Here is a 26,510-nt window from a genome sequence, read left to right as displayed (position 1 = left end):
GGTCAGCGCGGGAGCGGCGCCCCTCAGCGGCTCCGCTCCCGCGTGAACCCCTCATCTCCACCGCGACACGACGAAAGACTTCACATGAGCCACGTTGCGAACGATCCGGCTGACTTTGCCGACGACTCCACGACAGGATTCGTCGCGGCGCACCGCGGCCTCGTGCGTCGCGTTCCCGGGGGAGTAGCCCGATCCGCCGCGACGCCCCCGGACCAGGTCGCCCTCGTGATCGGGGGAGGCTCGGGTCACTATCCTGCGTTCGCCGGGCTTGTCGGGCCAGGGCTCGCCCACGCCGCGGCCATGGGCAACGTCTTCGCCTCGCCCAGTGCCCAGCAGGTCTACACCGTCGCTAAGTCTGTCGCGACGACCGCTGGCGTGCTGCTGAGCTACGGAAACTACGCGGGCGATGTGCTCAACTTCGACGCCGCTCAAGAACGCCTCATCGCAGAGGGCATTCCCTGCCGCACCGTGCGTGTCACCGACGACATCTACAGCGCCCCTCCGGCTGAGTGGCAGAAGCGCCGCGGCGTCGCCGGCGATCTCGCGGTCTTCCGCGCTGCGGCGTGGGCCGCCGAACGGGGGTCCTCCCTCGAAGAGGTCGCCGCTCTCGCCGAGCGGGCCAACGAGCGCACGCGGTCCATCGGTATCGCGTTCTCCGGCTGCACTCTTCCCGGTGCGACGGAACCGCTCTTCACCGTGCCGCCCGGTCAGATGGCGGTGGGCATGGGCATTCACGGTGAGCCCGGCATCGACATCAGGCCGGTGCCGAGCGCCCGAGAGATGGCAGAGCAGTGCGTGGACGCGCTTCTCGCCGAGCGCCCCGACTCCGTCTCGACGACACCGGGCTCTCGGGTTGCCGTCATCATCAACGGGCTCGGATCCGTCAAGGGTGAAGAGCTGTTCGTGATGTACGGCGCGGTCAGTGAGAAGCTCGAGAGCGCCGGGCTCACCATCGTGGAGCCCGAGATCGGGGAGTACGCGACGAGTTTCGACATGGCCGGCCTGTCGGTGACGCTCCTCTGGCTCGACGACGAACTCGAGACAGTTTGGCGATCGCCGGCCTACACGCCGGCCTACCGCAAGGGCTCCGTCGGGGCGGCGGCCGAGTCCGAAGCGGCGGAGGCTGCGCCCGACGCCGCAGAGCAAGAGGCGATCCCGGTCGCATCGGATGCGTCCCGGAACGCTGGCCGCGTCGCTCAGGCTGCAATCGACTCCATCCGTGCCGTCATCGATCGTGACGTCGACGAGCTCGGTCGTCTCGACGCCATCGCGGGCGACGGCGACCACGGCATCGGCATGCAGCGCGGCGTACACGCGGCCGCGGCTGCGGCCCAGGAACTCTCGGCCGCCGGCGCCGGAGCGGGAACAGTGCTCGCTCGCGCCGGTGATGCGTGGGCTGACAAAGCCGGTGGCACCTCGGGCGCACTGTGGGGTGCTGCCCTTCGCGCCGCGGGAGAGCGTCTCGGGGACGAGCACCATCCCGATGCTCAGGCCGTCGCCGACGCGATCCAGAACGCCCGCGCGACGGTGCAGCGCATGGGCAAGGCCGAGCTGGGTGACAAGACGATGGTGGACGCGATCGTGCCGTTCACCGATGAACTGACCGCGAAGGTGGGCGAGGGCCAGCGGCTCTCCGCTGCCTGGTCGAGAGCGGCCGAGCGCGCCACAGCGGCCGCCGCCGACACCGCGGAGATGCTCCCACGGCTGGGTCGAGCCCGGCCTCACGCGGAGAAGAGCCTCGGCACGCCCGACCCCGGCGCCGTCTCGTTCGCGCTCGCCATGACCGCAGTCGCCCACGTGCTGACCGCGAACGCTGAGGAACAAGGAGAACAGTCATGACTCACCCCATGCGCATCGTCGTCGGATCTGACGAAGCAGGATTCCAGTACAAGGAGGCTCTCAAGGCTGACCTGGAGAGCGACCCGCGGGTCAGCGAGGTCATCGATCTCGGAGTCGACGCCACCGGAACGACCCCCTACCCGGTCGTCGCCATTGCCGCGGCAGAGAAGGTGCGGGACGGTCAGGCCGATCGTGCCCTACTCGTGTGCGGCACGGGTCTGGGCGTGGCCATCGCCGCCAACAAGGTCTCCGGCGTCCGCGCCGTGACTGCTCACGACAGCTTCAGCGTCGAACGCAGCGTGCTCAGCAACAACGCGCAGGTGCTGACCTTCGGTCAGCGGGTCATCGGCCTGGAGCTCGCTCGACGCCTGGCTCGAGAGTGGCTCGGCTACGAGTTCGATACCGGCTCCGCCTCGGCGGGAAAGGTTGACGTCATCACCGACTATGAGACGACGGGCATCAATGGGTGACAGGACGGACGGCGTCGAAGACGGGCCCGTGACGTGACCCCCATACTCACGATCGGTGTCAGCCTCAAGCTCTACCTCGATCTGAAGGCCTCAGTCGACTGGGCGGCGCAGGTCGCGCAGCTCGCCCGCGCGCATCCGTCGATTACGACGAGCTCGGTTCGGCTCTTCGTGCTGCCGAGCCTGCCCTCGCTGTGCGCGGTCTCTGCCGAACTCGACAACCTGCCCGTCGCCGTGGGCGCGCAAGACCTGTTCTGGAAGGAATCCGGCGCCTATACCGGTGGCGTCAGCGGAGCCGACCTGGTCGCGCTCGGGTGCCAGTTCGTCGAGGTGGGACACGTCGAGCGCCGCACAGTGTTCGGTGAGGACGACCTCACCACGCGACGCAAACTCGCCGCCGCGGTGCGCTCAGGGCTGACCCCTGTGCTGTGCGTCGGCGAGCAGGCCGAGGGAGACCCGAGCCGAGGGGTGGAGACCTGCATCGCGCAGATCGAATCCGCCCTTGCTGACGTTGCGAGTGAGACTGTTCCCGAACTGGTGATCGCCTACGAGCCCGAGTGGGCGATCGGGCGAGCGGAGCCCGCGGGGAGAGAGCACATCCACGAGGTCGTGGGCGCGATCCGCGACCATCTGTCCCATCATCCGCGTCTGCAGTCAACGACGGTCCTCTACGGCGGAAGCGCGAAACCGGGCCTCCTGACCCGGCTCGACGGCAGTGTCGACGGACTGTTTCTGGGGCGCTTCGCCCACGACCCGCGCTCACTGGCACTCATTCTGGACGAAGCTTTCGCGATAGCGTGACATCCAGGAGGGTGGGAAATGTCGTACACCGACCCGGAGTCTTTGTCGCGAGGGAGTCGCCAGCAGGCTCGACAGCGCGCCATCAGCGAAGCCGTCATGGAGGAAGGCTCCGTGCGCATCGAAGCGCTCGCCGAGCGGTTCGACATCAGTGTGATGACGGTGCATCGCGATCTCGACGAGCTGGAAGACCGCGGGCTGTTGCGCAAAAGCCGCGGCGTCGCGACGGCCACCTCGACCTCGCTCGTGGAGTCGAGCGACGTCTACCGATCAGGTCGTCAGATCGCTCAGAAGAAGGCGATCGCTCGGGCCGCTCTGGAGTTCATCGAGCCCGGTCAGGCGCTCATGCTCGACGACTCGACCACGACTCTGCACCTGCTGCCGCACCTCAGTGACAAGACGCCTCTCACTGTCATTACCAACACCCTGACGATCATGAACGAGCTCAGAAACACTCGCGGCACGACCATGATCGGCCTGGGGGGTGACTACTACAACTGGTGCAGCTCGTTCATGGGCCGCATGACGGTACGCGAGATCGCTGAGCTTCGAGCCGACCTGTTCTTCATGTCGACCTCCGCCATCGTCGACGACGTGTGCTTTCACCAGACCCTAGAGACGGTGGACGTCAAGCGTGCAATGTTCGAATCCGCGCGCCGTCGGGTGCTCCTGGTCGACGGCACAAAGTTCGAGAAGAGGGCACTGCACGCGATGCTCCCTCTCGCCGACTTTGATGCCGTGATCGTCGACTCCGCGACTGCGCCTGAGCACGTCGATCGACTGCGTGAGCACGGCATCACTGTCGTGATCGCCCCCGCCTCCAGCTCAGGCTGAGGGCTGCGCGAAGTCCATGCCTGCGCAGGTGCGCGGTTCGCTACGGGCTGCTGTGCGGCCTGTTCGCGAACAGTCCTGGACCACGCACATAGTGACGTGGCCTACTCGCGCGCGATCACGTAGTCGCTCACGGCGACCCAGCCCTCGCGCGGTTCACCCTCGGGGAGGCCCTGCGGGTAGAACTCGTAGTCGCCGCCGCCAGTGAGGCTCACGGACGTGACGGTGTTGCCGCCGCCGCAACCCACGACCCAGCCTGAGGGATCGTTCACCGGGGCGACGATGAGGCAGATGCCGCGGTCGACCTCCTCGCGCGCCGCCCATACCTCGACCGCGTCGGTCGAACCCTGGTACCGAACCGTCGAGGCCTCGACGCTGTCGCGGGCGTCCTCACTGATCGCGCCGGGCAGCTCATCGGCCACCGCACTGCCTTCCTCGAAGGGCAACGGAGGAGGCGTGGCTGAACACCCGGTGACCGCGAGCGCGCCAGCGACAAGCGCTCCTGTCAGACGTCGACGCATGTTCCCCGCTCCCGTCCGTAGTAATCCTCACTCTTGGGCTGTACGCCACGGTACGCCGCTGGAGCTGCTACTTCAACCCGGCGAGCCACTCCTGCGCGGCGGCCAGCTCGCCCTGGTCGATGCCGTGGCCGCCGGGGCGGCTGCGCCGGGTCACGGATGCTCCGCGCGCGCTCGCGAACTGCTCGAGCCGCGCGACGCTCGCCGCGGGCGCCATCGGGTCCTGGTCGCCGTTGAGCAATAGTAGCTCGACGCCAGTTGCCAAGACGTCTGGCTCCTGGTCGCCGAACGGGTGCATGCCGCTGAACGCCACGACGCGCGGCAGCACGTCGGGGTGCAGGAGCGCCGTGGCGAGTGCGATGTTGGCACCGTTCGAGAAACCCGTCGCGATGAGCGGGCGGCCCTCGAGGTCGTACCGTTCGCGAGCGGCCACCACGAAGGCGGCGAGCTCGTGTGCTCGCGCGATGACGTCGTCCACGTCGAACACTCCCTCTGCGAGGCGGCGGAACCAGCGATTCGCGCCGCCCTCACTCACGCGGCCGCGCGGCGAGAGCACCGCGGCTCCCGGCATGAGGGCGGTGCCGAGCGCGGCGATTTCGCGCTCGTCGCCGCCCGTGCCGTGCAGTGTGAGCACGACGGGGGCGTCGGGCGAGGAGCCCTCCGTGAGCAGGTGCGGCCAGGTGTCGAGGTCGACGGTGGAACGGGCATCCGCGCTCATGCCGCTACCTCCGGGTTGTTCTCCTCAGGGATCCGCACGGGAATCACGGCGTGCTCGATCGCCTCACGCGAGGGCTCGAGCCACGGCGGCAGCTTGAGCGAGCGGCCCAGCTCGAGCAGCGGCTCGTCGATGTCGAAGCCCGGGGTGTCGGTCGCGATCTCGAACAGCACACCGCCCGGCTCACGGAAGTAGATGCTCGTGAAGTACTGCCGGTCGAGGATCTCGGTCACCTGATGGCCGCGACTGACGAGCTCATCGCGCCACTGCTGCTGCGTGGCCTGGTCGGGCACCCGGAAAGCGATGTGGTGCACGGTGCCGCCCGCCGTGAGGCCCGGCTGCACGAGGTTCGAGGCGTGCACGTCGACGAGGGCGCCCGGCCCTCCGGCTCCGGCGGCGAGGCGCGTGCGGTTGCCCTCCTGCTCGACCACGTGCATCCCGAGATCGTTCGTCATGAGGGCGAGGGTGCGCTCGGCGTCGCGCACCGTGAGCACGCTCGAGTGCTGGCCGCGAACCGCGTGCTCGGCCGGCACGCTCGCCGAGTCCCACGGGTCGCGCGGGTCGTGCTCATCGGTCGCGACGAGCTCGATCTGCAGACCGTCGGGGTCGTGCACGAGCAGCCGCTCCTCGCTCGAGCTCGTCGAGGTGATGCGCGCTTCGGCGCCGACCGAGGCGAAGTGGTCGACCCACCAGCCGAGCGAGCCCGCGGGCACCGAGAACGCCGTCGACGTCGACTGGCCCGCACCGATGCGCCCGCGCTGGATGCCCCGCCACGGGAAGAACGTCATGAGCGAGCCGGGCCGCCCCGCCTCGTCGCCGTAGTACAGGTGGTAGGTGCCCGGGTCGTCGAAGTTGACGGTCTTCTTCACGAGCCGCAGCCCGAGGCCGGTGATGTAGAAGTCGATGTTCTTCTGCGGGTCGCCGGCGATCGCGGTGACGTGGTGCAGGCCTTGCGTCTCGGCTGCTGCCTGGGCGGTCATGGGTGCGCTCCTCGTGGTGTCGTCGGTTGCCGATTCAGGTGTCGGCGTCCTCCCAGTGATGGTATCTATGCAAACGCATAGATACCGAGGTTATTCCCGTGTTTCGGCGACGTGACGTTTCGCGTCGGGCTCTTGCGCTGTGGGTCGACCGTCTGGGACGCTCGACCCAGTTCACGCCGCTGAGGAGACACCATGAGAATGCCCGTCGAGGATCGGCGTGCCGCTCTCGCGCAGGCAGCCCTCACCGTCCTCGCGCGCGACGGCCTCGCCGCCGCGACCACGCGAGCGATCGTCGCCGAGGCTGGCATGTCGCTCGCCAGCTTCCACTACGCCTACGAGTCGCGGCTCGCGCTGCTGCGCGACGTCATCACGCTCGTCGTCGAGGGCGAGCGCGCCGCGGTCGCGCCCCTGCTCGATCTCGAGCCGACCGACCTGCCTGGCCTTCTGCGTGCGGGCGTCGCCGCCTACGCCGACGTACTGCGCGCCGACCCCGGGCGAGAGCAGGGGATGCTCGAGCTCACGCACCTCGCACTGCGCGAGCCGGCGCTCGCCGGGGTCGCGCAGGAGCAGTACGCGCAGTACCGCGCCCTCGTGACCGAGATGCTCGTGATCGCCGCCTCCCGCACGGGCATGCGGTGGCGAATGCCCGCCGAGACGCTCGCCCGCTTCGTCGTGACGTGCATGGACGGCCTCACGATCGGCTGGCTCGTCGACCGTGACGATGCCGCACTCGAGCCGCAGCTCGACATGATCACCCGTGCGCTGCTCGAGCACGCCGAGCCCGCCCGCACCTCGACCCGGTTCTGACCGCACCTCCCACCCCCCGCTCACACCAGGAGACCGCATGACCAGGACCACCGCACCACGCGACGCCCTCGTCGTCGACGCCGAACCCACGCGGAAGGTCGGCGGAGTCTGGATCGCCGGCTTCTCGATCGCCTGGCTCGGCGTCTGGATGGCGCAGCTCACCCCTGTGCAGCTGCTGCTGCCCGTGCAGGTCGATGCGCTCATCGCTACGGATACGTGGCAGGACAGCGTCATGGCGTTCGGCATCGTCTCGGGCATCTCGTCGGTCTTCGCGATCATCTCCTACCCGCTCACGGGCGCACTGAGCGACCGCACGACCTCGCGGTTCGGCCGGCGGCGCCCGTGGATCCTCGGCGGCGCCCTCCTCTTCGCCGGTGCACTGCTCGCGCTCTCGGTGCAGGAGACGATCGTGGGCGTCGCGGTCTTCTGGTCGATCGCCATCACCGGCTTCTGCGCTCTGAGCGCCGCACTCACTGCGACGATCAGCGACCAGGTGCCCGTCGGCCAGCGCGGTCTCGTCTCGGGCTTCATCTCGGCGCCGCAAGCGGTCGGCATCATCGTGGGGCTCGTGCTCGTGACCGAGCTCTTCATCGGTGCGCTGCTCGGCTACACCGCGCTCGCGGTCGCCCTCCTCGTGCTCGTCGTTCCGTTCCTCTTCGTGCGCGACGCCGTGCTGCCGCAGGGCGTCTCTGCGCCCCTCACGCTGCGTACGCTCATCGCGGGCTTCTGGATCTCCCCGCGCGCGTTCCCCGACTTCGGCTGGACCCTCGGCAGCCGCGTGCTCGTCAACATCGGCAACGCCCTCGGCACGAGCCTGCTGCTCTTCTTCCTCATCTACGGCCTCGGCCGGCCCGCCCTCGACGCCGAGGGCGACCTCCTGCTGCTCACGCTCGTCTACATGGTCGCGTCGATCATCGCCTCGATCGTGTGCGGCCGCTGGAGCGACGTGCTCGGGCGCCGCAAGGTGTTCGTGCTGAGCTCGGCGCTCCTGCAGGCGAGCGGCGCCGTGCTGCTCATCGTCTGGCCGCAGTTCGAGATCGTCATGATCGGTGCCCTCCTGCTCGGGCTCGGCTACGGCTGCTTCCTCTCCGTCGACCAGGCGCTCGCGACCCAGGTGCTGCCCGACGCGACGAGCCGCGGCAAGGACCTCGGCATCATGAACATTGCGAGCGCCGTGCCGCAGGCCCTCGCACCCATGCTCGGTGCGCTCGTCGTGAGCGCGGTCGGCGGCTTCGAGGGACTCTTCGTCGCCTCCGCGGTGTTCTCGACCGCCGGAGCGCTCATGATCCTCGGCGTCAAGGGAGTGCGATGATCGACCTGACACCGCCCACTGCGCGGCCCTGGGCATCCGACGCCGCTGCGTACTGGACCGGCCTCGATAAGGCGACGCGCGCGCTCGACGCCCCCCTCGCCGCCCTCCACCGCGGGGCGCTCGCCGCCAACGCGCACGACCTGCTCGACCGCGCCGCCGGGCTGCCGATCCGGGTCGCGAGCAAGTCGGTGCGCGTGCGCTCGGTGCTGGATGCCGTGCTCTCGCTGCCCGGATACGCCGGAATCCTCGCCTACACGCTGCCCGAGGCGCTCTGGCTCGCGCACGAGCACGACGACGTCGTCGTGGGCTACCCGAGCGTCGACCGCACGGCCCTCGCCGCCCTCGGCGCGGACGCGCAGCTCGCGAGCCGCGTGACGCTCATGGTCGACGACGCCGCCCAGCTCGATCTCGTCGACGCCGTCGTCGCGCCGGCCGCGCGCGCGAGCATCCGCGTCGCGCTCGAGCTCGACGCCTCGTACCACTCGCCCACGATGGGGCACATCGGTGTGCGGCGCTCGCCGCTGCGCACGCGCGATCAGGTGCGGGCGCTGGCCGAGCACGTCGTCTCGAGGCCCGGGTTCGACCTCGTGGGGCTCATGGCGTACGAGGCGCAGATCGCGGGCGTTGGCAACGCCGGGCGCGGGCGCGGCGCGATCATCCGCGTGCTGCAGCGCGCCTCGGCCGAGGAGCTGCGCGAGCGGCGCGGCGCCGTCGTCGCGGCCGTGCGCGAGATCGCCGACCTCGAGTTCGTCAACGGCGGCGGCACGGGCTCGATCGAGTCGACGCACGCCGACGGATCCGTGACCGAGGTCGCCGCGGGCTCAGGGCTCTTCGGCCCGCACCTCTTCGACCACTACGTGCACTTCTCGCCCGCGCCGGCGGCGGCCTTCGCGCTGCCCGTCGTGCGCCGCCCCACTCCTGAGCTCGCGACCCTCCTCGGCGGCGGGTGGATCGCCTCGGGGCCGGCCGCCGAGGATCGACTGCCGCTGCCCGTGCACCCACCGGGCCTGCGCTTCCTGCCCCGGGAGGGAGCGGGCGAGGTGCAGTCGCCCGTCACGGGCGCGGCGGCGCACGACCTCGCCGTGGGCGACCGCGTGTGGCTGCGGCACACGAAGGCCGGCGAGCTCAGCGAGCACGTCGACGCCTTCGCTCTCGTCGAGGACGGCGACGTCCTCGACGAGCTGCCGACGTACCGCGGCGAAGGGAAGACCTTCCTGTGAGCACGATCGGGGCAGCGGGCAGCACGCGAGCACTCGGCGCGACCGAGCGCGTGCGCACGTGGGGGCGCACGGCGACCGCCGTGCCCGTGGGCGTATCGCGCCCGACGACGATCGACGGTGTCGTGACCGTGGTGCGGGCCGCACGCGAGCACGGTCTCACCGTCAAGGCGATCGGCTCGGCCCACTCCTTCACCGATATCGCGCTCACGGAGGGCGTGCTGCTCGACCTCGCCGCGCTCAGCGGCATCGTGCGCGTCGACGCGGAACGGCAGCGCGTCACGGTGCTCGCCGGAACCGCGCTGCACGCGCTCTCGCCGCTTCTCGCCGCGCACGGGCTCGCGCTGCAGAACATGGGCGACATCGACCGGCAGACGATCGCGGGCGCGACGAGCACGGGAACGCACGGCACGGGGCTCGGCTTCCGCGGGCTCGCCACGCAGATCACGGCTGCCACGCTCGTGACCGCGCACGGTCAGGTGCTGCGGGTCAGTGAGGCGGAGCATCCGGAGCTGCTGCCCGCCGTCCAGCTGGGCCTCGGCGCCCTCGGCGTGCTCGTCGAGGTCGAGCTGCAGTGCGTGCCCGCCTTCCTGCTGCACGCCGAGGAGCGGGGCGAGCCCTTCGCGGTCGTCGACGAGTTCCTCGACCGGGCCGCGGCCGTCGACCACTTCGAGGCGTACTGGTGGCCGCACACCGAGCGGCTCTCGACCAAGTCGAACACGCGCCTGGCCCTCGAGACGCCGTACCGTCCACTCGGCCGCCTCGCCGAGTGGTGGGAGGACGAGTTCTTCGGCAACGGCCTGCACTGGCTCACGTGCCAGCTCGGGCTCGTCGCGCCGCCCCTCACCCCCGGCATCAACCGGCTCGCGGCCGCGCTCTACGGCAAGCGCTCGTACACCGCGCCCTCGCACGAGGTCTTCACGAGCCCGCGTCGTGTGCGCTTCCAGGAGATGGAGTACGCGATCCCCGCCGAGGCGCTCGCGCCCGCGATCCGCGAGGTCAAGCGCCTCGTCGAGCGAGAGGGCTGGCGCGTCTCGTTCCCCGTCGAGCTGCGCGTCGCGGCCGCCGACGACACGTGGCTGTCGACGGCGCACGGTCGGCAGAGCGCCTACATCGCCGTGCATCGCTACTGGCGCGAGGATGCCCGGCCATACTTCACCGCGGTCGAGCACATCATGCGCGCTCACGACGGGCGGCCGCACTGGGGCAAGCTGCACGGGCGCACCGCCGCCGACCTCGCGCCCGAGTACCCGCGCTTCGGCGACTTCCTCGCCGTGCGCGACCGGCTCGACCCCGACCGGGTCTTCGCGAACGCGTACACGCGCCGCGTACTCGGTGAGTAGCGCTGTCGACTCGGCTCGGCGATCGCTCAGTGTGCGGCTCTAGCGTTGACTCGTGATCAGGGGCACCCGCGACCGTGAAGCCGTCGAGTACTGCGCGACGATCGTCGTACGCAGCGCCGTCACCAAACTGGATGCTCTCGCCATCGTCGCTCTCGCCGTCGACTCACCCGTGCAGCAGCAGCGCACCACGCGACCCTACGTCGACCTCGCGGAAGGCGCATGGGTCGAGATCGAGATCCCCAAGTTCGGCGAGCCGCCACCGCTGGCGATCGATGTCTACTCGACCGTGAGCGACGACCACGCGCGACTGCAGGCGCTCACGCTTCTGGCGACGCTCGAGGCGTATACCGGGTGGAGCATCCGCCCCGACTTCGCGGTCTGAGCCCGTTGGTTCCTCGCCGTGAATCTCAGAGCTCGAGGCGCATGAGCACTCGCGGGAACCCGTTGATGACGGACGTGGTCTCGGCGGCCTGAGAGAAGCCTGCGCGCTCGAACAGCGCCTTGGTGCCCACGTAGGCCATCGTGAGATCGACCTTTTCGCCGCGGTTGTCGACCGGATAGCCCTCGATCGCGGGGGCTCCGCCCGCCCTCGCGAACTCGACCGCGCCCTCGAGAAGGCGGTGCGAGATGCCCGCGCCGCGATGGCCCGGCCGCACCCGAATGCACCACACCGACCACACTCCGTCGTCCTCGACGTGCGGAATCTTGCGGTTCCGGGCGAAGGAGGTGTCGGCCTTCGGGTGCACGGCCGCCCAGCCGACGACCTCGGCGCCGTCGTAGGCGAGAACGCCCGGAGGGCCCGACTCGAGCAGCTCGCGCACTACCGTGCCGCGCTCCTCGCCGCGCAGCGCGAGATTCTGCTTCGAGGGCACCCGGTAGCTCAGGCACCAGCACACGTTCGCGTCCGGGCGCTTCGGCCCCACCATGGTCGCGATGTCGTCGAACTCCGCGGCGGGGCGCACGGTGATCGTCATGCCGTCACGCTAGCGGCCCGGTGCGACGCCCGGCGTGCTGCGCCCTACGGCAGCAGGCGCGTCGGGCCGCGGAACAAGTACGTCGTCTCGCGAATCGACCCGAGGCCGAGCATGAGCATGAGCACGCGCGCGAGGCCCATGCCGAAGCCGCCGTGCGGGGGCACGCCGTAGCGGAAGAAGTCGAGGTAGAACTCGAGCTCCTCGGGCTCGATGCCCTTCTCCTTCGCCTGCTCGATGAGCACGTCCACACGGTGCTCGCGCTGGGCGCCCGTGGAGATCTCTGTGCCGTTGTAGAGCAGGTCGTAGCTGTTCGTGATCGACCCGTCGCCCTCGCGGCGCATGTGGTAGAACGGCCGGATGCCGGTCGCGTAGTCGGTCACGAAGACGAAGTCGTGGCCGTGGTTCGCCTTCACCCAGGCGCTGAGGCGGCGCTCGCCCTCGGGGTCGAGGTCGCCGTCGGTGCGGGGAATCTCGTATCCGCCGTCGGCGACGATCTGCCGCGCCTCGGCGAGCGGAATGCGGGGGAACGGCAGCGAGGGAACGCTCAGCGATACCTCGAACGCGGCCTCGATCGCGGCACCGTGCTTCTCGACGACCGCGGTGAACGCAGCGACCAACGCCTGCTCCTGCATCGCCATGACGTCCTCGTGCGAGTCGATCCAGCTGATCTCGGCGTCGATCGACGTGAACTCGGTGGCGTGGCGCGACGTGAACGAGGGGTCGGCGCGGAAGGCCGGGGCGATCTCGAAGACCTTGCCGAAGCCCGCGGGCTGCGCCATCTGCTTGAAGAACTGCGGGCTCTGGGCGAGGTACGCCTTCGTCTCGAAGTACTCCATCTCGAACAGCTCGGCCCGCGACTCACTGGCGCTCGCCATGAGCTTGGGCGTGTGCACCTCGATGTAGTCGCGCTCGACCCAGTAGCTGCGCAGCGCGTGCTCGAAGGTCGTCTGCACGCGGAAGAGGAGGTTCGCTTCGGGACGGCGCAGGTCGAGGAACCGCCAGTCGAGGCGCTTGTCGAGACTCGAATCCTCGGCGATGGGGGTCTCAGCGATCGCCTCGCTCACGACCTCGAGCGTGCCGACCTTGACCTCGAGCCCGCCGAGCTTGACGCGCTCGTCGTGCTTGAGCTCGCCCGTGACGCGCACCATCGTGCCGTGGGCGAGCGTGCCGATCGTCTCGGTGAGCGCGGCGGCAGCCTGCTGCTCGGGCGTAGCGTCATCCTCGAGATCCCTCGTGGCAGGGTTGACCAGCTGAACGGCCCCGGACTCATCGCGCAGGATGACGAACTGCACCTTCTTCTGGTCGCGAACCGTCTCGACCCATCCGGCCACCGTCACGGGGCCGTCGGGGAGCGGGCTGAGCTGGGATACCACGGTGCGAGTCACGAGGCACGAGTCTACCGGCGGGCCTCAATACACTGGAGACCATGCCTGCCGACGTCATCCACCTCGTGCGGCACGGCGAGGTCCACAACCCCACGCGCGTGCTCTACGGGCGACTGCCGGGGTTCCGGCTCAGCGACCTCGGGCAGCGCATGGCCGAGGCGGCCGTCGGGGCCCTGGCGGGGCATCCCGTGACCGCGCTGTATGCCTCGCCGCTGCAGCGCGTGCAGGAGTCGGCGGCGCCGTGGGCGGAGGCGTTCGGCCTCGAGGTGCACACCGAGGAGCGCCTCATCGAGCCGACCAACCGCTTCGAGGGCAAGCGCATGAACCGGCGCACACTCGCCGACCCGCGGCACTGGCACCTGCTGCGCAACCCCCGCACGCCCAGTTGGGGCGAGCCCTTCACCTCGATCGCGACGCGGATGCTCGCCGCCATGACCGAGACCTGCGAGCGCACCGACTCGGGCGAGGTCGTCATGGTGAGCCACCAGCTTCCCATCTGGATGGTGCACCGCGCCGTGGTGGGCGAGCCGCTCGCGCACGACCCGCGCAAGCGGCGCTGCGCGCTCTCGAGCATCACCTCCTTCGCCTGGCAGGGCGGCGCCTTCACTGAGATCGGCTATCAGGAACCGGGCGCAGAATTGCTGGAGAATGCCACCGATCTAGGAGCCGTGTGAGTACCCCAACACCCGCAGTTCGCCGCCCTGCGGCGCCGACCCGTCTCGCGCGCTGGCGCCGTGTCAGCGCGGCGATGCTTGCCGCCGTAGCGCTCGCCGTCACGGCATGCTCGGCCGCCGACCCGCTCGCGGAACAGTACCGCTCAGGAAGCGGGCAGGGATACATCTCGGGCGACGGCTCATACACCGTGATCGCGCCCGACGAGCGCGGTCAACCGATCACGTTCTCAGGCCTCACGGAGACGGGCGAAACTGTCTCGAGCAATGACTACCGTGGCGACGTTCTCGTCGTCAACTTCTGGTACGCGGCTTGTCCACCGTGCCGTGCTGAAGCGGCTGACCTCGAGGCGATCTGGCAGCAGTTCCAGCCTGACGGCGTCGACTTCCTCGGCGTCAACATTTACGACCAGGCCCCCACGGCGCTCGCCTTCGCCGATGAGTTCGGGGTCACTTACCCCTCGATCCTCGATGCCAACGATGGCTCGACACGCCTCGCCTTCGCCGGCCAGGTCGCGCCCAATGCCGTGCCGACGACGCTCGTGCTCGACCGCGAGGGCCGTGTGGCCGCGCGCATCACGGGCCTGCTGAGCGAACCCTCGACTCTGCGCGCGATGATCGCCGACACCCTCGCAGAGTCGGAGTGAGCGTATGAGCGTCGGCGAACTGGTGTTCAGCGGCTCGCTCTTGGTTGCCCTGCCCATCGCGCTACTCGCGGGTGTCATCGCTTTCGTGTCGCCGTGCGTGTTGCCGCTCGTGCCCGGCTATCTTGCGTACGTGACCGGCTTCTCCCGGGCCGACCAACTGTCGAGCGACCGGGGTCGCGTGGTGCTCGGTGCTTCGTTCTTCGTGCTCGGGTTCACGGTCGTATTCGTGGGGTTCTCTCTGCTTTTCGCGACCGCTGGGCTCGTGCTGCAGACGCAACTCGACCTCATTACCCGGCTTGCGGGCGCGGTCGTGATCGTCATGGGCTTCGTCTTCATCGGCCAGGTGACTTTCCTACAGCGCACGGTGCGGCCGCGCTGGCAGATCGCGACAGGGCTGGGCGGGGCGCCGTTGCTCGGCATCGTCTTCGGGCTCGGCTGGGCGCCGTGCATGGGCCCGACGCTTGCGGCCGTCTATTCTCTCGCACTCACCGAGGGCGGGCTTGGCCGAGCGGCGCTCATCGGATTCGTGTACTGCTTGGGCCTCGGCATTCCGTTCTTGCTCGTCGCTATGGGCTTCGGCTGGATGACGCGTGCCACAGCGTGGCTCAAGCGTCACATTCGTGTCATCAACGTCATCGGCGGCGGAATTCTCATCGTCATCGGTCTCGCCATGGTGACGGGCCTGTGGCAGGTATTCGTCTCGAACCTGGGGGTGGTGATCAATGGAACCGTCACGCCCCTCTGACCATTACGACAGTAGACCACCGAGCACGAGTGTCGCGCAGCCCGCGCTCGGGGTGCGCGGCTGGATGCGCTTCGCCTGGCGACAACTCACGAGCATGCGAACTGCGCTCCTCCTCCTGCTCATGCTCTCCGTCGCTGCGATCCCCGGATCGCTCGTTCCGCAGCGCTCTGCAGACCCGAACGGTGTCGTGCAATTCGAGAGATCCAACCCGGAAGCATTCGCGATTCTGGACGCGTTGCAAGTCTTTGACACCTATACCTCGGTGTGGTTCTCGGCGATCTATCTGCTGCTGTTCATCTCGTTGATCGGCTGCATCATCCCGCGGGCACGCCACCATTGGCGTGCCTTGCGTTCTCGACCGCCAGGGACGCCAGGACGGTTGAGCCGTATGGTTGGCTTCACCGAACGGGTGGCCCCGCGGTCCACGGTCGAGACCGAGCTCGAGTCAGCGCACGCTCTCCTGCGACGTCAGCGCTACAGAGTCGAGCGGTACGGGGACTCTCTCTCCGCCGAGCGTGGCTACTGGCGCGAGACCGGCAATCTCGTCTTCCATGCGGCGCTCGTCGGCGTTCTGGCGACGGTGGGGTTCGCGGGCGGATTCGGCTACAACGGTCAGAGGGTCATCGTCGAAGGCCAGGCGTTCACCAATCAGCTGACGAGCTTTGACTCGTTCTCGCCCGGACGCTTTTTTGACGAATCGAGCTTGGACCCCTACTCAATCCGCCTAGAGGAGTTCGTGCCCGAGTATCAGCCTGATCCCACGACAGGGTTTCCTCAGGCGCTGGACTTCACTGCCTATGTGACGGTCGTCGAGGATGGGGAGACGGACTCCCGGCAGATCAAGGTGAACGAGCCGATCGATATCGATGGGGCGACTGCATACTTGTTGGGCAACGGGTTCGCGCCGTGGATCACCGTCTACGCCCCGGACGGTTCTCCCGTCTTCAGTCAGCCGGTGCCGTTTCTTCCCCAAGACTCGAATCTCACGAGCCTGGGAATTGTCAAGGTGCCGGACGGACTCGACCAGCAGCTCGGTATGCGCGGATTCTTCTACCCGTCGGCAGTCCAGCTCGAGAGCGGCGCCTTGAGTTCCGTGTACCCGGAACCGGATCGACCAGTTCTCACCTTCAACGCCTACGTCGGCGATCTTGGTTTGAACGAAGGCGTTCCTCGAAATGTCTACGCGCTCAACACCGACGGCCTCACGCAGATCACGGGTGGGGACACCGATGCGCCTCCCATCGTACTGGGTCTGGGGCAGACTGCCGAGTTGCCGGACGAGCTCGGCAGCGTCGAATTCACGAGCCTGCCGCGATTCGCCAGCATTGAAGTCCACCACGACCCCACCCAAGTCGGAGTGCTCGTCTCCACCATTCTCGTTGTCCTCGGTTTGCTCGTGAGCTTGTTCGTCCCCCGCCGACGCTTGTGGGTGGTCGCGACGGCTGACGGCGACGCAGTGCGTCTTCAGTATGCGGGCCTCGCTCGGGGGGAGGACCCGCAGCTGGAGCGCGCCGTCGCCGAGTTCGCTCATGCGCATGGGGGTGAATCGGGAGTCGCGCGACGCGACCGACGAGGCGGTGGTGCGGGCCGCTCCTGACCGCAACCGGTCTTGCACGGTAGACGGCAGACCCGTGGTGACGAGGTGCTTCAGGGCGTAGAATTTCGGTATGCCGAAAACCTGGACACTGGTTCATGACGCCTCCGGCATTGCTCCGATGTCGCGACACACGGGTGAGCCGTGAGGAGCGCACGACGTCGCGGCAACCGGCCCCACAACCCGGTGCGCAGGCGGCCCGCGCAGAGGTTGGTATTTCTGATGGGGCCGGCGTTCGTGGCCGGAGTCGCCTACCTCGATCCTGGAAATGTCGCGAGCAACATGACGGCCGGTGCGCAATACGGCTATCTGCTCGTATGGGTGGTCGTACTCGGGAACCTCATGGCCTGGCTCATTCAGTACCTCTCCGCGAAGCTCGGCATCGTGACGGGTCGAAGCCTTCCCGACGTGCTGGGAAGGCGCATTCGCCATCGGTGGTCGCGCCGCGCGTACTGGGCGCAGGCGGAACTCGTTGCGATGGCGACCGATCTCGCAGAAGTGATCGGGGGCGCGGTCGCGCTCAATCTGCTTTTTGGGATTCCGCTCGTCTGGGGAGGTCTCATCACCGGTGCAGTCTCAATCGTGCTCCTTATCCTGCAGTCTCGACGCGGCCCGCGCCCGTTCGAGTTCGTGATCGTAGGCTTGCTGGCGATCATTGCTGTGGGATTCACCGCAGGAGTGGTGGTGGCGCCACCCGACATCACCTCGGCTCTTTCTGGCCTTGAGCCGCGATTCGCGGACACCAATTCGGTCTTGCTCGCCACATCGACACTGGGGGCGACGATCATGCCGCATGCCATCTACGCCCACTCGTCCCTGAGTCGGGATCGTTTTGTCTCGCAGCGGCGGGATCAGGACGGTGGGTTCTCGACCTGGACCGCGCGTGGTGCCGCAGGCAGTCGGCGTGAGATCGAACACACGGAACCGCTACCGGGTACGTCGACCTCGATTCCGGCGAATGTGCTCCTCAGGGCCACGAGATGGGACGTCTCCGCGGCGATGGTCATCGCTGGCGCGGTCAACCTGTGCATCATGCTTCTTGCAGCGGCCACGCTGCCCGGTGTTGCGGGCACAGACAGCCTCGAGGGCGCGCATGCCGCGCTCGGTGTCGCGCTCGGGCCGATGATTGCGACGCTCTTCGCTGTGGGACTGCTCGCATCAGGGCTAGCGTCGACTGCAGTGGGCGCCTACGCCGGTGCGGAGATCATGAGTGGACTGCTGCACATACGCGTACCGCTCGTTCTCAGAAGAATCGTCACGCTGGCGCCGGCCATCGCCATATTGTGGCTGGGCTTCGACCCCACTCAGTCGCTCGTCCTGAGCCAGGTGGTGCTCTCGTTCGGCATTCCCTTTGCGCTCATCCCGCTTGTCGCCCTCACCGCCAATTCCGCTCTTCTCGGCCCCTGGCGGAACCACTGGCTCACGACTGCTGCTGGCATCGTGGCATCCGTGCTCCTCATCGCTCTGAACGGTGTGCTGCTATGGCTCGTGTTCGCCGGGGTATGAGGTCGCAGATACACGCGTACTCAGGTAATTCTCGGTTGAGGCGACGACCGCGTCGCTGACTGGACATTTCCCTACATCGCTCGACGCTGTCGGTGGAAAAGGGCCGGAACCTTCGGCACACTTTGGTGCATGAACGACTTCCTGCTCGTCCTCGGTCTTGCGGCGCTCCCCGCCGTGGGAACTATGCTGGGCGGCCTCGCCGCAGAGGTCGTCGGAGTCTCCGGTCGACGCTTGAGTCTCGCCTTGCACTTCGCCACGGGAATCGTGCTCGCGGTGGTGGGCTTGGAGCTCATGCGGGAAGCGCTACGTGCGTCGGCGCCGTGGATTACCATTGCTGCGTTCGCCCTGGGTGGCCTCGGCTTCCTCGGAATCGAGAGGAGCCTCGCCTACGTCAAACGACGGTTCGGTTCCGGAGAGGTGGACACGGGTCCTTCTGCCATCTTCGCAGGAGTCTCGATCGATCTCTTCAGCGACGGAGTCATGATCGGCACCGGCACGGTCATCAACCCGGGCCTCGGCCTCATTCTCGCTCTGGGTCAAGTCCCTGCCGACATCCCGGAAGGATTCGCGGCTATCGCCACGCTGAGACGCTCAGGAGTCGGGCGCCGCACCCGGCTGATCCTCTCCTTCAGTTTCGCCATCCCCGTGCTCGTCGGTGCCACAATCGGATACCTCGCGCTGAGGAGCGCCCCCGAGATCATCACCTTGTCGGTGCTCGCATTCACGGGCGGCCTGCTCACAAGCATGGCGGTGGAAGAGATGACCACGCAGGCTCACCAAGAGCGATCCAGTCGGCTCGAACCCTTCTTCCTGACGGCGGGTTTCGCCCTTTTCGCCCTCATCTCGGCCTACGTTGGCTGAGGCGAGCTGGATCTCGTGTTATTCGCTGATGCTCACGAAGTTGCGCAGGCGCATGCTGTTCGCGACGACGAGCACTGACGAGAGCGCCATGGCAGCTGCGGCGATGAGTGGATTGAGAAGTCCAGCAGCGGCGAGGGGAATCGCCGCCATGTTGTAGCCGAAAGCCCAGAAGAGATTTGTCCGAATAGTACCCAGAGTACGACGGGCAAGCCGAACAGCATCGGCGACCACTCGGAGGTCCTCTCGAATGAGGACAATGTCGGCAGAACGAATCGCGATGTCGCTCCCGTCGGCGACTGCCAGACCGAGATGGGCTGTCGCGAGTGCTGGTGCGTCATTAATCCCGTCGCCCACCATGGCGACGTGACGACCTGCCCTCTTCAGAGCGTTGATCACCTCTGCTTTCGCCTCGGGCATCACTCCGGCTCGCACGTCGTCGATGCCGACCGCGGCCGCAACACGTCGAACCGTCGTCTCGTGGTCGCCGCTCAGGAGGATGGTTCTCAGTCCGAGATCGCGCAGGCTTGCGATGGCGGCAACGGCGGAGTCCTTGAGCTCGTCGCCCAGCGCGAGAAATGCGACTACCCGGTCGGCACGGCCGAGGACAATTGCCGTGTCCCCGCGTTCGCGGATCACTGCGATCGTGCGCCGGTCGTCCTCCGTGAAGGCGACGCCGAACTCCTCGGCGAGACGGGGGCTGCCGATCACCGTGGTTGCACCTTCGATGTGCCCGGCCACGCCGAGGCCCGGCCGGATCTGCTCGTCGTCCACGCGGGGCAATGGCGAGACTCTCGAGAGGACGAATGCGCATATCGCGCGGGCAGCAGGGTGTTCGGAGCGGGACTCCAGGGCGCCGGCCCAGCGGAGCGCATCTTCGCGATTCACCGCTCCCTTGGTCTGAAACTCAGTCACCTGCATGCGACCGGTGGTCACCGTGCCCGTCTTGTCGAGAACGACGGTATCCACACGACCGGACGCCTCGAGTGCGCTGATGCCTTTGATCAGGATGCCCATGTGGGCACCACGGCCCACACCCATGAGGAGCGCCGTCGGTGTGGCGAGTCCAAGCGCACAGGGGCAGGCGATGATGAGCACAGCAATGCCGATTCCGACTGCCTGCGTCAGTGCGGCCCCCGCGACGATCCACGCCACGGTGACGAGTACGGCTAGGCCGATCGCCGATGGCACGAACCAGGTGACGACTCGGTCGACCAGCGTTTGAATTCGAGCTTTGCTCTCTTGCGCTCGCTCCGCGAGTGCTGACATTTGCGCAAGTCGGGTGTGCTCGCCCACAGCCTTCGCCTCAATGAGAAGGTATCCGTCGGCACTGACGGCCCCGCCCATGACGGTGTCGCCCACGACCGCTTCCCGCGGTAGCGGCTCACCAGTCAGGACGCTCTCGTCGATGGCCGCGCGCCCTTCCTTGATGACGCCGTCCGCGGCGATCGACTCGCCTGGATGCACGGCGAAGGTGTCACCAACGCGCAAATCGGCGGCGGAGACGAGCTCTTCGTCGCTTCCGTGGATCCGTCGCACCGTCATGGGAACCAGGGCACCGAGCGCATCGACGACTTCCCCGGCCTTGCGGCGCGAGCGTGTTTCGAAGTATCGACCGGCAAGCTGGAAGGTCGTGAGGCCCGCCGCGACATCGAGATAGATCGAGTCGGCTCCCGGCGGAGTTGGACCGAACCCCACCCAGTAGCCGCCGTCGTCCGGGCCGAAAATGATGGTCGCGACCGCCCAGCCGAACGAGACCACTATCCCGAGGGTGACGAGCGTGTCCATGCTCATCGATCCATGACGGAGATTCCGCACCGTAGCTCGGTGGAATGGCCACGCCGCCCACGTCACGATCGGAACGGCGAGCAGGATGCACACCAGTTCCCAGAAAGGGAACCGCAGGTTCGGGACGAGCGCAAGCGTAATGCTCAGGTCCATGAGCGGCACGGTGAGCAACGCCGATACCGCAAGGCGGCGGCGCAACGACGTGAGACGCGCCAGTGTGCTTCGCCTGGTCCAGTCGTCGTCGGCCTCTGTGCGAAGGTGGGCCCGATACCCTGCCTTCGCCACCGCCTCTGTTGCGTCGGCGATCCGTGCCCGCTCGATCCCCGTGACGGTTGCTCGCTCAGTCGCATAGTTCACCGTGGCGACGGCTCCGTCGAGTCGCGAGAGCGCCCTCTCCACCCGACCTGCGCAGGCAGCACATGTCATCCCCTCGATGTTGAGGTGCACGATCGAGGTCTCCTGGTTGATCGGCGTCGTCATGTGTCCTCTCGGGAGTCGGCGGTTGCACGTCGGTTCGCGAGGCGCCGGAGCATTGCGTTGTACTCCTCGAAATCGTCGTCGAGGCCGGAATCGAAGTGCCGGTCTTTACGCACGGCCTCGCGCTGATCTTGACGTGCCCACTGGATACCGAGGGCGATGATGACGATCAGGAGAGGCAGTTCGCCGCCGGCCCAGGCCACACCGCCGCCGACATATTGCGAGGCACTGAGGTCGGCCCAGGGTGCCCCGACCTGCCGGTAGAAGTCTTCGGCGATGAGTGTGGTGCTGGTCATGAGAATGACGCCGAAGAAGGCGTGGAACGGCATCGCAGCGAGAACGAATCCCAGCCGGCCGAGGTGAGGCAAGGGGCGCGGAGGCCGGTCGACGCCGATGATGAGGGAGTAGTAGAGATATCCGACGATGAGGAAGTGCAGATTCATCGCTTGGTGGCCCCAGTGGAACCGCATCGCTTCCTCAAACAGACCGGTGAAATACAGCCCGTAGTAGGACCCGATGAACAGAACGAAGATGAGCAGAGGGTTGTAGAGCACTCGCAAGACCCGCCACTTGAGAACCGCGGCAAGCCACTCGTGCGGGCCTGCGGCTCCATGAGTCCCGGCTGGCGTGGTTGCACGCAAGAAGAGGGTGACTACGCCGCCCATGACCAGCAAGAGCGGCGCCAGCATGTTGAGGGCCATGTGCACCGTCATGTGCACGCCAAAGTCGATGCCCGAATACTTGCCCAGACCCGAACTGGTGGCGACGACGACTACCACCCACCCCAGCACCCAGGAGACGGTGCGACCAAGCGGCCAGGCATGCCCGCGAGACCGAACTCGCCTCAGAGCCGCGAGGTACAAGATGACGGCCGAAACGGCGATGACTGCGAACAGGATGTTGGGCCGCCAGCTCGTCGCGAGCACGGTCAAGGTTGGGGCCTCATCAATCGTGAAGCCGAAGAACACCTCCGCGATCGTCGTGGGCACGAAGTACTGGGGCGGCGGGATACGTGTCATCACGACACCTACCAGTAGATAGGTCAACGAGAGAGTCGTCCCGACGCACGAGAGAAGCGTCAGTTGGTGCCGCGATATGCGCCTGCGGCGCTCACCGATGACGGTGAACGCGAAGAGGCACGCGAGACCCACGAGCAGACCCAAGCGTGTGAGGATCAAGGTCGCGGTAGCTGTTTGCCACGGGTCGGGGCCGACAAGTTTGAACGCCGCGAGCACCATTTCCGATCCAAGAACGAGTGGCCAGGCGAACCAGGCCATGCGCACGAATCTGTCAAGGGTGCCGGGTCGGATCGCGCGCCCGGAGCACAGCCGCAAAGTAAGGACAGTGCTTGCCCCGAAGAGCGCCGCGCTGACGGGAACTCCGATGATCGCCGCATCCGACCCGAAGTCATGCCCGGGACCTACCAGAACCTGGCCGACCACGACGGGTGCGAGCACAGCCAACATCGAGGCGAGCAGGGCCGGCAGGAAGGTCGTCCAGCGTGAACCCAAGGCGAGGAGGAAGTAGCTGGCGGAGGCCAGAATGAAGGCGACGATCCACGCTCCAGGAAGGTACGAGCCTTGCACCAGGTACGGCAAAGCTCCGGGCAAGAGCAGCGTTTCGATCGTCTGTCCATTGGCATCCGCCGCATCGACCGGGATCAGCAGGAGCGCTGAACCGGCCCACACCAGAGCGGATGCTCGACCGACACGAACCTCGAAGTCTTGGTCGAGGAGGCGACGCGACTGTCCTGGCACGGCACGCAGGAAGAGAGCGCAGACGAGGGCCCCGACCGTGAGCCACGAGGCTCCTTCGGCAACGACGCGCAGGATCGCCGACAGCAAGGACGTGAAGATTCCGGGGTAGCTTCACGCGAGTGCGTCATATCCCGAGCTGCCCAGGAGAACGACAGCCAGCGCGGGAACGCCGGCAGCCTGCAGCGAGACACCGGCGACGAAAACGGCGAGTATACCGCGGTGCGGGCGTGCGGGCTTGAGCGAAGGGTGGATCGAGGTGCGCCCGTTCTTATCAGAGCTCATCGCGGCACCACCAACACTGACTCCGCGCCCGGGCCGGGCGCGCTAGTGTGCTGCACGTCGAGCTGGACTCACGGCGCAGCCAGTCAGTTGTCTTCACGTTACCCTCCCCGTGCGCCACCAGCATGCCGGAACTCTACATCGTGTGGCAGAGTAGCTCCTGTTCTACTACACAGAGTAGAGATAAACTGGGAAGAGGATTCGACGTGGTCGAAGGACTTGCCGCACAGTGGGGAATCACCATCGCGCTCGCGGCTGCTGGGAGCTACGCGCTGTTTCGGCTCGTTCTGTCGCGTCGTGGGTTCACGCGCATCGAGATGCTGCTGCACATGGCCATGTCATCGGGGATGATCGCGATGACGTGGCCGTGGGGCATGTCTCTTGCGCCCTGGCCGCAGATCCTCCTCTTTGCGTTGGCTGCCCTCTGGTTCGCCGGTCTCGGAGTGGCTGAGCAGGCAGGCTGGCTTCGACGCGAGCTGCTCGAGCACTCAGCCGCCTTGCAGTACCTTCACGCCGTCATGATGGCCACGATGTGCTGGATGCTCATCGCGATGTCCGACGGTGGCGCGATGGCAGAGGGCTCGATGTCGGGAATGCAGGGCGAAGTTCACGGCTCTCTGCCTCTGGCGGTGACCTGGCTGGGTGTCGGGACGATCGTGGCACTGGTGGCGGGCGTGGCGAAGATCCTCGCAGGACTTATCGGGAGCATCCGGCGCGGCCGAGTGCGCGAGCCGCTCCTCTACGGTGACCATGTCAGCTCAATCGTGATGGGGCTCGGCATGGTGGTGATGTCCATCGCGATCGTCGTTCCCTAACCACTGTCTCTCGCCGCCGTCGCGTCTGCGCCACGACGTGCATGCGGGCCGCCGAGCTCTGGAGCGGAACTTGTAGAGTGCTGGAGAGAAGGAGGCGTGACATGCCCGGACGCAAGACGCGCGCACAGGGGCAGCTCGAGAGCGAGATCGTCGGAGTGCTTCACCGAAGCGCAGAGCCCCTCGGGGCGGCTGAGATTCAGGAGGCGCTGCCCGGCAAGAAGCCGGCCTACACCACCGTGCTGACGTCGCTGGAACGCCTTGTGGCCAAGGGCCGGGTGCGCCGGATTGCGCTGTCGCCTCGCCGAGTGAAGTTTGCCGCGGTTCGATCAGAGGCGGAGGACGCGAGCGATTCGATGCTGTCGGCGCTCGCAACGGTCGAGGACCGTCGGGCGGCCCTCGTGAAATTCGTCGGAAACCTCGACGATGTCGATTCGGCGCTCCTGCGAGCCGCCCTTGCGTACGATCGCACCATGACGCCGTGACACTCGCGTTGGTGGGTGCGCTCACGAGTGCCGCGTTCACACTTCTGGTGGTCTCCCCACGGGTATTGAGGCAGGCGCGATGGCAAGTGCGTCGCCCCGCACTGGCGCTGGCACTGTGGCACGTCGCCCTTGTGCTGGGAATGATGTTGATGGGTGGTGCGATGGTGCTCAGCGTCGGTGCTGCTGTCTCCGTATCCACGAGGTCGGCAGAGCCCTGGGGCGAGCAGGTGGCGATCTCCTTGCTTGGCTGGATCACCGCTATCGCATTCTCGGGCTTGGTCACGGTCATCTCGGTCGCTCTCGAAAGGGTCCTTGGCGCACAGCGTCATAATCGATCCACGCTCCTGTCGCTGCCGCATCACGCCGAGCAGGTCGGCGGCACGCTGGTGCTCGAGTGCGAAACGGACGAACCTATCGCTTGCGCGATTCCCGTCTCCGGCGGCATCGTCGTCATTTCCACGGGCCTCAAGGCCCTGCTGAACCCCGCGCAAGTGGGTGCAGTCATCGCCCACGAGAGCGCGCACCTTCGCTGGGGCCACCTCTTGGCGACGCGACTGGCTGATCTCCATCTCGCGTGCCTGCCGCGCGCCGAGGTTGCGCGTCAACTGCACCGCACGACCCGGCTCAGCATTGAGCTGATCGCCGATGATGATGCGGCGCGCCACGCTGGAGCAGTCAACCTTTCCAACGCGCTGATTCGCCTCGGCGTCTACCAGAATGACGACACCCTCACGCTGCGCGCCGAGCGCATCGCCGCCCGCTACGGGAATCGCGGTCGCCGCACGCTGGCAGTGCGTTGTGCCTCCATGACCCGTTGATCGCCAGAGCCAGCAGACGCCTGGGCGCACTCTGGCTCACGAGTCGCACAGCGCGAGCGGGCGGACAGTGCCGGGCTGCTACCCGCTCAAGAGAAACGGAAATTCGACCAGAATGGATATCACGATCACGGCGTAATTCGCCAGCGTGGCGACCCACGCGAACGGGAAGAACCACTCGCCGAACCGCCGTGCCCTGGTCCCGAAGAGAGCGCCGCTACGCAACGCCCATGACACCAGGTACCACCACAGAGGAATTGTGACTGCCCAGACGACCATGCAGTACGGGCACAACACCCCGATCACGAAAACGCTCTGTGCGAAGAGCCACGTGACAAAAAGCCACGCTCCGAGAACACCGGCCGTGAATAGTCGCCAGTACCAGGCGCTGAAGCGCGCTCCAGCGAGCAGGCCCGCGGCGACGACGATTGGCGCAACGAAGCCCGCGACACCCAGGATCGGGTTCGGGAAGCCCAGCAGAGATGCCTGCCAGCGGTCGAAAAGAGCGCCGCACGTTACGAACGGACTGATGTCGCAACTGAGCGAGACGGTCGGGTTCTGCAGGCTACGGATCCGCTCCACCAGCAGGGCCGCAGAGGCAAACCATCCGATCAGCCCCGAGGCAAGCAGGACGATCGCGAGCGCGACCGGCGACCGGTGACCGACTGGCTGGAGTATGCGCTCGTTCATGGGTCATGCTCGCCTTTCGTGACATGCGGGTCTGCGGCTCGCAATGGAGGGGTCTGGAGCCACGCTACCTGAGCGGACGGCGTACTCATGATGGTCGCGAACGCAATCCGAATCAATCTACCCTGAGCGATCCACCGGCGTCGGAGGGGGTCGGTGCGCTCGAGCCGGCCCGTGGTCACAGCCCGCAGTCCCTCCTGAGT

The 26,510-nt window shown here is 67.3% G+C and carries 27 protein-coding genes; 18 read left to right on the top strand and 9 right to left on the bottom strand.

From position 1 onward, the window contains the following. Window positions 1-84 precede the first annotated feature (84 nt). From FK219_RS08485 to FK219_RS08470, 4 genes are read left to right on the top strand one after another with little or no spacing between them, the layout of a single operon-like run. On the top strand, window positions 85-1,839 hold the full coding sequence (locus tag FK219_RS08485; protein ID WP_152583673.1) for a dihydroxyacetone kinase family protein: 1,755 nt from the start codon (window positions 85-87) through the stop codon (window positions 1,837-1,839). Next, window positions 1,836-2,309, top strand: a complete 474-nt coding sequence (locus FK219_RS08480) for a ribose-5-phosphate isomerase (RefSeq protein ID WP_152583672.1) — start codon at window positions 1,836-1,838, stop codon at window positions 2,307-2,309. Before FK219_RS08485 ends, FK219_RS08480 begins: the two co-directional genes overlap by 4 nt. Before the next feature lie 33 nt (window positions 2,310-2,342). After that, window positions 2,343-3,107: a triose-phosphate isomerase family protein gene (locus FK219_RS08475; RefSeq protein ID WP_152583671.1), complete on the top strand. Its 765-nt coding sequence runs from the start codon at window positions 2,343-2,345 to the stop codon at window positions 3,105-3,107. Between the two features lie 18 nt (window positions 3,108-3,125). Beyond that, entirely contained in the window at window positions 3,126-3,938 is an 813-nt protein-coding gene (locus tag FK219_RS08470; protein ID WP_152583670.1) for a DeoR/GlpR family DNA-binding transcription regulator, read from the top strand. A gap of 101 nt (window positions 3,939-4,039) precedes the next feature. Here the strand turns inward: FK219_RS08470 and FK219_RS08465 are convergent, their stop codons facing one another. The 3 genes from FK219_RS08465 to FK219_RS08455 all read right to left on the bottom strand — a co-directional run bounded on the left by FK219_RS08465 (window position 4,040) and on the right by FK219_RS08455 (window position 6,148). Then, window positions 4,040-4,357, bottom strand: coding sequence for a hypothetical protein (locus tag FK219_RS08465; RefSeq protein ID WP_152583669.1), 318 nt, complete (start codon window positions 4,355-4,357; stop codon window positions 4,040-4,042). Between the two features lie 166 nt (window positions 4,358-4,523). Continuing rightward, window positions 4,524-5,171 (bottom strand): alpha/beta hydrolase, encoded by a 648-nt coding sequence (locus FK219_RS08460; protein ID WP_152583668.1) that lies wholly within the window; start codon window positions 5,169-5,171, stop codon window positions 4,524-4,526. Next, a complete protein-coding gene (locus FK219_RS08455; RefSeq protein WP_152583667.1) occupies window positions 5,168-6,148 on the bottom strand; it encodes a ring-cleaving dioxygenase in 981 nt (326 codons plus the stop codon). Before FK219_RS08455 ends, FK219_RS08460 begins: the two co-directional genes overlap by 4 nt. A gap of 192 nt (window positions 6,149-6,340) precedes the next feature. Between FK219_RS08455 and FK219_RS08450 the strand changes: the two genes are divergently transcribed. Genes FK219_RS08450 through FK219_RS08430 form a run of 5 tightly spaced genes read left to right on the top strand, consistent with a single transcriptional unit; the run spans window position 6,341 to window position 11,209 of the window. Beyond that, the gene (locus tag FK219_RS08450; protein WP_152583666.1) at window positions 6,341-6,955 is read left to right on the top strand and encodes a TetR/AcrR family transcriptional regulator; all 615 of its coding nucleotides are present in this window, start codon (window positions 6,341-6,343) and stop codon (window positions 6,953-6,955) included. A 37-nt stretch (window positions 6,956-6,992) separates the two neighbouring features. Further along, entirely contained in the window at window positions 6,993-8,267 is a 1,275-nt protein-coding gene (locus FK219_RS08445) for an MFS transporter (RefSeq protein ID WP_152583665.1), read from the top strand. After that, a complete protein-coding gene (locus FK219_RS08440) occupies window positions 8,264-9,487 on the top strand; it encodes a type III PLP-dependent enzyme domain-containing protein (RefSeq protein WP_152583664.1) in 1,224 nt (407 codons plus the stop codon). Before FK219_RS08445 ends, FK219_RS08440 begins: the two co-directional genes overlap by 4 nt. 5 nt (window positions 9,488-9,492) lie before the next feature. Beyond that, a complete protein-coding gene (locus FK219_RS08435) occupies window positions 9,493-10,827 on the top strand; it encodes a D-arabinono-1,4-lactone oxidase (protein WP_456238277.1) in 1,335 nt (444 codons plus the stop codon). A 52-nt stretch (window positions 10,828-10,879) separates the two neighbouring features. Beyond that, window positions 10,880-11,209, top strand: coding sequence for a hypothetical protein (locus FK219_RS08430; protein ID WP_152583663.1), 330 nt, complete (start codon window positions 10,880-10,882; stop codon window positions 11,207-11,209). Window positions 11,210-11,234: 25 nt separating this feature from the next. On the opposite strand, the gene FK219_RS08425 is transcribed toward FK219_RS08430, so the two are convergent. Then, a complete protein-coding gene (locus FK219_RS08425; RefSeq protein ID WP_152583662.1) occupies window positions 11,235-11,801 on the bottom strand; it encodes a GNAT family N-acetyltransferase in 567 nt (188 codons plus the stop codon). Between the two features lie 44 nt (window positions 11,802-11,845). Next, window positions 11,846-13,186 carry an aspartate--tRNA(Asn) ligase gene (gene aspS / locus FK219_RS08420; protein WP_407941898.1) on the bottom strand — a complete coding sequence of 447 codons (1,341 nt, stop codon included), beginning with the start codon at window positions 13,184-13,186 and terminating at the stop codon, window positions 11,846-11,848. A gap of 41 nt (window positions 13,187-13,227) precedes the next feature. On the opposite strand from aspS, the gene FK219_RS08415 reads away from it, so the two are divergent. From FK219_RS08415 to FK219_RS08390, 6 genes are all read left to right on the top strand, one after another. After that, entirely contained in the window at window positions 13,228-13,860 is a 633-nt protein-coding gene (locus FK219_RS08415) for a histidine phosphatase family protein (protein ID WP_152583661.1), read from the top strand. Then, window positions 13,857-14,504, top strand: a complete 648-nt coding sequence (locus FK219_RS08410) for a TlpA disulfide reductase family protein (RefSeq protein ID WP_246299231.1) — start codon at window positions 13,857-13,859, stop codon at window positions 14,502-14,504. The genes FK219_RS08415 and FK219_RS08410 overlap by 4 nt, the downstream gene beginning before the upstream one ends. Before the next feature lie 4 nt (window positions 14,505-14,508). Beyond that, on the top strand, window positions 14,509-15,249 hold the full coding sequence (locus tag FK219_RS08405) for a cytochrome c biogenesis CcdA family protein (protein ID WP_152583660.1): 741 nt from the start codon (window positions 14,509-14,511) through the stop codon (window positions 15,247-15,249). Continuing rightward, a complete protein-coding gene (gene resB, locus FK219_RS08400; protein ID WP_152583659.1) occupies window positions 15,227-16,846 on the top strand; it encodes a cytochrome c biogenesis protein ResB in 1,620 nt (539 codons plus the stop codon). Before FK219_RS08405 ends, resB begins: the two co-directional genes overlap by 23 nt. Window positions 16,847-17,065: 219 nt before the next feature. Beyond that, window positions 17,066-18,349, top strand: coding sequence for an Nramp family divalent metal transporter (locus tag FK219_RS08395; RefSeq protein WP_152583658.1), 1,284 nt, complete (start codon window positions 17,066-17,068; stop codon window positions 18,347-18,349). 129 nt (window positions 18,350-18,478) lie between these two features. Continuing rightward, window positions 18,479-19,210: a ZIP family metal transporter gene (locus FK219_RS08390; RefSeq protein WP_152583657.1), complete on the top strand. Its 732-nt coding sequence runs from the start codon at window positions 18,479-18,481 to the stop codon at window positions 19,208-19,210. 18 nt (window positions 19,211-19,228) lie between these two features. Here FK219_RS08390 and FK219_RS08385 read toward each other — a convergent pair whose 3' ends face one another. The 3 genes from FK219_RS08385 to FK219_RS08375 all read right to left on the bottom strand — a co-directional run bounded on the left by FK219_RS08385 (window position 19,229) and on the right by FK219_RS08375 (window position 23,511). After that, window positions 19,229-21,475 (bottom strand): heavy metal translocating P-type ATPase, encoded by a 2,247-nt coding sequence (locus FK219_RS08385; RefSeq protein ID WP_152583656.1) that lies wholly within the window; start codon window positions 21,473-21,475, stop codon window positions 19,229-19,231. Beyond that, complete coding sequence (locus tag FK219_RS14130; RefSeq protein ID WP_152583655.1) at window positions 21,472-23,160, bottom strand: cytochrome c oxidase assembly protein; 1,689 nt, start codon at window positions 23,158-23,160, stop codon at window positions 21,472-21,474. Before FK219_RS14130 ends, FK219_RS08385 begins: the two co-directional genes overlap by 4 nt. Window positions 23,161-23,340: 180 nt before the next feature. Beyond that, a complete protein-coding gene (locus tag FK219_RS08375; RefSeq protein ID WP_165638082.1) occupies window positions 23,341-23,511 on the bottom strand; it encodes a hypothetical protein in 171 nt (56 codons plus the stop codon). Window positions 23,512-23,633: 122 nt separating this feature from the next. Here FK219_RS08375 and FK219_RS08370 point away from each other — a divergent pair, with 122 nt between their 5' ends. The 3 genes from FK219_RS08370 (at window position 23,634) to FK219_RS08360 (ending at window position 25,623) form a co-directional block, all read left to right on the top strand. Then, entirely contained in the window at window positions 23,634-24,323 is a 690-nt protein-coding gene (locus FK219_RS08370) for a DUF5134 domain-containing protein (protein WP_152583654.1), read from the top strand. Between the two features lie 101 nt (window positions 24,324-24,424). Further along, the gene (locus FK219_RS08365; protein ID WP_152583653.1) at window positions 24,425-24,805 is read left to right on the top strand and encodes a BlaI/MecI/CopY family transcriptional regulator; all 381 of its coding nucleotides are present in this window, start codon (window positions 24,425-24,427) and stop codon (window positions 24,803-24,805) included. Next, window positions 24,802-25,623, top strand: coding sequence for a M56 family metallopeptidase (locus FK219_RS08360; protein WP_152583652.1), 822 nt, complete (start codon window positions 24,802-24,804; stop codon window positions 25,621-25,623). The genes FK219_RS08365 and FK219_RS08360 overlap by 4 nt, the downstream gene beginning before the upstream one ends. A 78-nt stretch (window positions 25,624-25,701) precedes the next feature. On the opposite strand, the gene FK219_RS08355 is transcribed toward FK219_RS08360, so the two are convergent. Then, a complete protein-coding gene (locus tag FK219_RS08355; RefSeq protein WP_152583651.1) occupies window positions 25,702-26,310 on the bottom strand; it encodes a vitamin K epoxide reductase family protein in 609 nt (202 codons plus the stop codon). Window positions 26,311-26,510: the final 200 nt, after the last annotated feature.

Origin of the sequence: Microcella pacifica (assembly GCF_009371975.2) — a bacterium.
In the GTDB taxonomy this organism is placed as follows: domain Bacteria; phylum Actinomycetota; class Actinomycetes; order Actinomycetales; family Microbacteriaceae; genus Microcella; species Microcella pacifica.
Note: the sequence above shows the minus strand (reverse complement) of the source record. Positions and strands in the feature narration are given on the sequence as shown.

Coding starts and splice junctions, on each gene's coding strand:
- FK219_RS08355 (WP_152583651.1), bottom strand. CDS start 26,310: ATGAACGAGCGCATACTCCAGCCAGTCGGTCACCGGTCGCCGGTCGCG.
- FK219_RS08425 (WP_152583662.1), bottom strand. CDS start 11,801: ATGACGATCACCGTGCGCCCCGCCGCGGAGTTCGACGACATCGCGACC.
- FK219_RS08480 (WP_152583672.1), top strand. CDS start 1,836: ATGACTCACCCCATGCGCATCGTCGTCGGATCTGACGAAGCAGGATTC.
- FK219_RS08365 (WP_152583653.1), top strand. CDS start 24,425: ATGCCCGGACGCAAGACGCGCGCACAGGGGCAGCTCGAGAGCGAGATC.
- FK219_RS08440 (WP_152583664.1), top strand. CDS start 8,264: ATGATCGACCTGACACCGCCCACTGCGCGGCCCTGGGCATCCGACGCC.
- FK219_RS08395 (WP_152583658.1), top strand. CDS start 17,066: ATGGGGCCGGCGTTCGTGGCCGGAGTCGCCTACCTCGATCCTGGAAAT.
- FK219_RS08450 (WP_152583666.1), top strand. CDS start 6,341: ATGAGAATGCCCGTCGAGGATCGGCGTGCCGCTCTCGCGCAGGCAGCC.
- FK219_RS08460 (WP_152583668.1), bottom strand. CDS start 5,171: ATGAGCGCGGATGCCCGTTCCACCGTCGACCTCGACACCTGGCCGCAC.
- FK219_RS08485 (WP_152583673.1), top strand. CDS start 85: ATGAGCCACGTTGCGAACGATCCGGCTGACTTTGCCGACGACTCCACG.
- FK219_RS08370 (WP_152583654.1), top strand. CDS start 23,634: ATGCCGGAACTCTACATCGTGTGGCAGAGTAGCTCCTGTTCTACTACA.
- FK219_RS08445 (WP_152583665.1), top strand. CDS start 6,993: ATGACCAGGACCACCGCACCACGCGACGCCCTCGTCGTCGACGCCGAA.
- FK219_RS08470 (WP_152583670.1), top strand. CDS start 3,126: ATGTCGTACACCGACCCGGAGTCTTTGTCGCGAGGGAGTCGCCAGCAG.
- FK219_RS08385 (WP_152583656.1), bottom strand. CDS start 21,475: ATGACGACGCCGATCAACCAGGAGACCTCGATCGTGCACCTCAACATC.
- FK219_RS08455 (WP_152583667.1), bottom strand. CDS start 6,148: ATGACCGCCCAGGCAGCAGCCGAGACGCAAGGCCTGCACCACGTCACC.
- resB (WP_152583659.1), top strand. CDS start 15,227: ATGGAACCGTCACGCCCCTCTGACCATTACGACAGTAGACCACCGAGC.
- FK219_RS08415 (WP_152583661.1), top strand. CDS start 13,228: ATGCCTGCCGACGTCATCCACCTCGTGCGGCACGGCGAGGTCCACAAC.
- FK219_RS08390 (WP_152583657.1), top strand. CDS start 18,479: ATGAACGACTTCCTGCTCGTCCTCGGTCTTGCGGCGCTCCCCGCCGTG.
- FK219_RS08375 (WP_165638082.1), bottom strand. CDS start 23,511: ATGAGCTCTGATAAGAACGGGCGCACCTCGATCCACCCTTCGCTCAAG.
- FK219_RS08405 (WP_152583660.1), top strand. CDS start 14,509: ATGAGCGTCGGCGAACTGGTGTTCAGCGGCTCGCTCTTGGTTGCCCTG.